This window comes from Cellulosimicrobium sp. NPDC030954, assembly GCF_055571305.1.
This window is the reverse complement of the sequence record NZ_JBVIFN010000026.1, coordinates 1-3428: the sequence shown is the minus strand read 5'-3', so window position 1 is coordinate 3428 and position 3428 is coordinate 1. Positions and strand designations below refer to the sequence as shown.

Genomic DNA, 3428 nt, shown 5'->3' with positions numbered 1-3428 from the left:
CCATGGGCATGCTCAACCACCATTTCGCAGCAGCCGCCTGATCGGCGCAGAGCGACAGCCTACCTCTGACTGCCGCCAATCTTTGCAACAGAGCCACCCAGTGGACATAAGCCTGTTCGGTTCGTAAGCTATAATGCAAGTAGCGTATGCGCTCACGCAACTGGTCCAGAACCTTGACCGAACGCAGCGGTGGTAACGGCGCAGTGGCGGTTTTCATGGCTTGTTATGACTGTTTTTTTGTACAGTCTATGCCTCGGGCATCCAAGCAGCAAGCGCGTTACGCCGTGGGTCGATGTTTGATGTTATGGAGCAGCAACGATGTTACGCAGCAGGGCAGTCGCCCTAAAACAAAGTTAGACATCATGAGGGAAGCGGTGACCATCGAAATTTCGAACCAACTATCAGAGGTGCTAAGCGTCATTGAGCGCCATCTGGAATCAACGTTGCTGGCCGTGCATTTGTACGGCTCCGCAGTGGATGGCGGCCTGAAGCCATACAGCGTTATTGAATTGTTGGTTACTGTGGCCGTAAAGCTTGATGAAACGACGCGGCGAGCATTGCTCAATGATCTTATGGAGGCTTCGGCTTTCCCTGGCGAGAGCGAGACGCTCCGCGCTATAGAAGTCACCCTTGTCGTGCATGACGACATCATCCCGTGGCGTTATCCGGCTAAGCGCGAGCTGCAATTTGGAGAATGGCAGCGCAATGACATTCTTGCGGGTATCTTCGAGCCAGCCATGATCGACATTGATCTAGCTATCCTGCTTACAAAAGCAAGAGAACATAGCGTTGCCTTGGTAGGTCCGGCAGCGGAGGAATTCTTTGACCCGGTTCCTGAACAGGATCTATTCGAGGCGCTGAGGGAAACCTTGAAGCTATGGAACTCGCAGCCCGACTGGGCCGGCGATGAGCGAAATGTAGTGCTTACGTTGTCCCGCATTTGGTACAGCGCAATAACCGGCAAAATCGCGCCGAAGGATGTCGCTGCCGACTGGGCAATAAAACGCCTACCTGCCCAGTATCAGCCCGTCTTACTTGAAGCTAAGCAAGCTTATCTGGGACAAAAAGAAGATCACTTGGCCTCACGCGCAGATCACTTGGAAGAATTTATTCGCTTTGTGAAAGGCGAGATCATCAAGTCAGTTGGTAAATGATGTCTAACAATTCGTTCAAGCCGACCGCGCTACGCGCGGCGGCTTAACTCCGGCGTTAGATGCACTAAGCACATAATTGCTCACAGCCAAACTATCAGGTCAAGTCTGCTTTTATTATTTTTAAGCGTGCATAATAAGCCCTACACAAATTGGGAGATATATCATGAAAGGCTGGCTTTTTCTTGTTATCGCAATAGTTGGCGAAGTAATCGCAACATCCGCATTAAAATCTAGCGAGGGCTTTACTAAGCTTGCCCCTTCCGCCGTTGTCATAATCGGTTATGGCATCGCATTTTATTTTCTTTCTCTGGTTCTGAAATCCATCCCTGTCGGTGTTGCTTATGCAGTCTGGTCGGGACTCGGCGTCGTCATAATTACAGCCATTGCCTGGTTGCTTCATGGGCAAAAGCTTGATGCGTGGGGCTTTGTAGGTATGGGGCTCATAATTGCTGCCTTTTTGCTCGCCCGATCCCCATCGTGGAAGTCGCTGCGGAGGCCGACGCCATGGTGACGGTGTTCGGCATTCTGAATCTCACCGAGGACTCCTTCTTCGATGAGAGCCGGCGGCTAGACCCCGCCGGCGCTGTCACCGCGGCGATCGAAATGCTGCGAGTCGGATCAGACGTCGTGGATGTCGGACCGGCCGCCAGCCATCCGGACGCGAGGCCTGTATCGCCGGCCGATGAGATCAGACGTATTGCGCCGCTCTTAGACGCCCTGTCCGATCAGATGCACCGTGTTTCAATCGACAGCTTCCAACCGGAAACCCAGCGCTATGCGCTCAAGCGCGGCGTGGGCTACCTGAACGATATCCAAGGATTTCCTGACCCTGCGCTCTATCCCGATATTGCTGAGGCGGACTGCAGGCTGGTGGTTATGCACTCAGCGCAGCGGGATGGCATCGCCACCCGCACCGGTCACCTTCGACCCGAAGACGCGCTCGACGAGATTGTGCGGTTCTTCGAGGCGCGGGTTTCCGCCTTGCGACGGAGCGGGGTCGCTGCCGACCGGCTCATCCTCGATCCGGGGATGGGATTTTTCTTGAGCCCCGCACCGGAAACATCGCTGCACGTGCTGTCGAACCTTCAAAAGCTGAAGTCGGCGTTGGGGCTTCCGCTATTGGTCTCGGTGTCGCGGAAATCCTTCTTGGGCGCCACCGTTGGCCTTCCTGTAAAGGATCTGGGTCCAGCGAGCCTTGCGGCGGAACTTCACGCGATCGGCAATGGCGCTGACTACGTCCGCACCCACGCGCCTGGAGATCTGCGAAGCGCAATCACCTTCTCGGAAACCCTCGCGAAATTTCGCAGTCGCGACGCCAGAGACCGAGGGTTAGATCATGCCTAGCATTCACCTTCCGGCCGCCCGCTAGCGGACCCTGGTCAGGTTCCGCGAAGGTGGGCGCAGACATGCTGGGCTCGTCAGGATCAAACTGCACTATGAGGCGGCGGTTCATACCGCGCCAGGGGAGCGAATGGACAGCGAGGAGCCTCCGAACGTTCGGGTCGCCTGCTCGGGTGATATCGACGAGGTTGTGCGGCTGATGCACGACGCTGCGGCGTGGATGTCCGCCAAGGGAACGCCCGCCTGGGACGTCGCGCGGATCGACCGGACATTCGCGGAGACCTTCGTCCTGAGATCCGAGCTCCTAGTCGCGAGTTGCAGCGACGGCATCGTCGGCTGTTGCACCTTGTCGGCCGAGGATCCCGAGTTCTGGCCCGACGCCCTCAAGGGGGAGGCCGCATATCTGCACAAGCTCGCGGTGCGACGGACACATGCGGGCCGGGGTGTCAGCTCCGCGCTGATCGAGGCTTGCCGCCATGCCGCGCGAACGCAGGGGTGCGCCAAGCTGCGGCTCGACTGCCACCCGAACCTGCGTGGCCTATACGAGCGGCTCGGATTCACCCACGTCGACACTTTCAATCCCGGCTGGGATCCAACCTTCATCGCAGAACGCCTAGAACTCGAAATCTAACGTCCGTTCGGGCATCGAGGTCCATGTCGGGGTGGGACGGGCCCGTGGCTTCAAGATCACTTGCAGTCCGACCGCGATGTCTTGGTTGCGCGAGAGGTTGTCGATATGGCTCTGTTGCAAAAATCGTGAAGCTTGAGCATGCTTGGCGGAGATTGGACGGACGGAACGATGACGGATTTCAAGTGGCGCCATTTCCAGGGTGATGTGAGGCTCTGTTGCAAAAATCGTGAAGCTTGAGCATGCTTGGCGGAGATTGGACGGACGGAACGATGACGGATTTCAAGTGGCGCCATTTCCAGGGT

At 56.8% G+C, this 3428-nt stretch carries 4 protein-coding genes; all 4 read left to right on the top strand.

Translation table 11 applies throughout. The annotated features are described in order from the left end of the window. The first annotated feature begins 362 nt into the window (after positions 1-362). Positions 363-1154, top strand: a complete 792-nt coding sequence (locus ACZ402_RS20280; RefSeq protein WP_465285968.1) for an AadA family aminoglycoside 3''-O-nucleotidyltransferase — start codon at positions 363-365, stop codon at positions 1152-1154. A gap of 163 nt (positions 1155-1317) precedes the next feature. Beyond that, the gene (locus ACZ402_RS20275) at positions 1318-1665 is read left to right on the top strand and encodes a quaternary ammonium compound efflux SMR transporter QacE delta 1 (protein ID WP_000679427.1); all 348 of its coding nucleotides are present in this window, start codon (positions 1318-1320) and stop codon (positions 1663-1665) included. Then, positions 1659-2498 (top strand): sulfonamide-resistant dihydropteroate synthase Sul1, encoded by an 840-nt coding sequence (gene sul1, locus ACZ402_RS20270; protein WP_000259031.1) that lies wholly within the window; start codon positions 1659-1661, stop codon positions 2496-2498. Before ACZ402_RS20275 ends, sul1 begins: the two co-directional genes overlap by 7 nt. A gap of 127 nt (positions 2499-2625) precedes the next feature. After that, complete coding sequence (locus ACZ402_RS20265) at positions 2626-3126, top strand: GNAT family N-acetyltransferase (RefSeq protein ID WP_000376623.1); 501 nt, start codon at positions 2626-2628, stop codon at positions 3124-3126. Positions 3127-3428 lie beyond the last annotated feature (302 nt).

What these genes read in the sequence shown, in the direction of transcription:
- ACZ402_RS20280 (WP_465285968.1), top strand. Translation starts at nt 363, where the DNA reads ATGAGGGAAGCGGTGACCATCGAAATTTCGAACCAACTATCAGAGGTG.
- ACZ402_RS20275 (WP_000679427.1), top strand. Translation starts at nt 1,318, where the DNA reads ATGAAAGGCTGGCTTTTTCTTGTTATCGCAATAGTTGGCGAAGTAATC.
- sul1 (WP_000259031.1), top strand. Translation starts at nt 1,659, where the DNA reads ATGGTGACGGTGTTCGGCATTCTGAATCTCACCGAGGACTCCTTCTTC.
- ACZ402_RS20265 (WP_000376623.1), top strand. Translation starts at nt 2,626, where the DNA reads ATGGACAGCGAGGAGCCTCCGAACGTTCGGGTCGCCTGCTCGGGTGAT.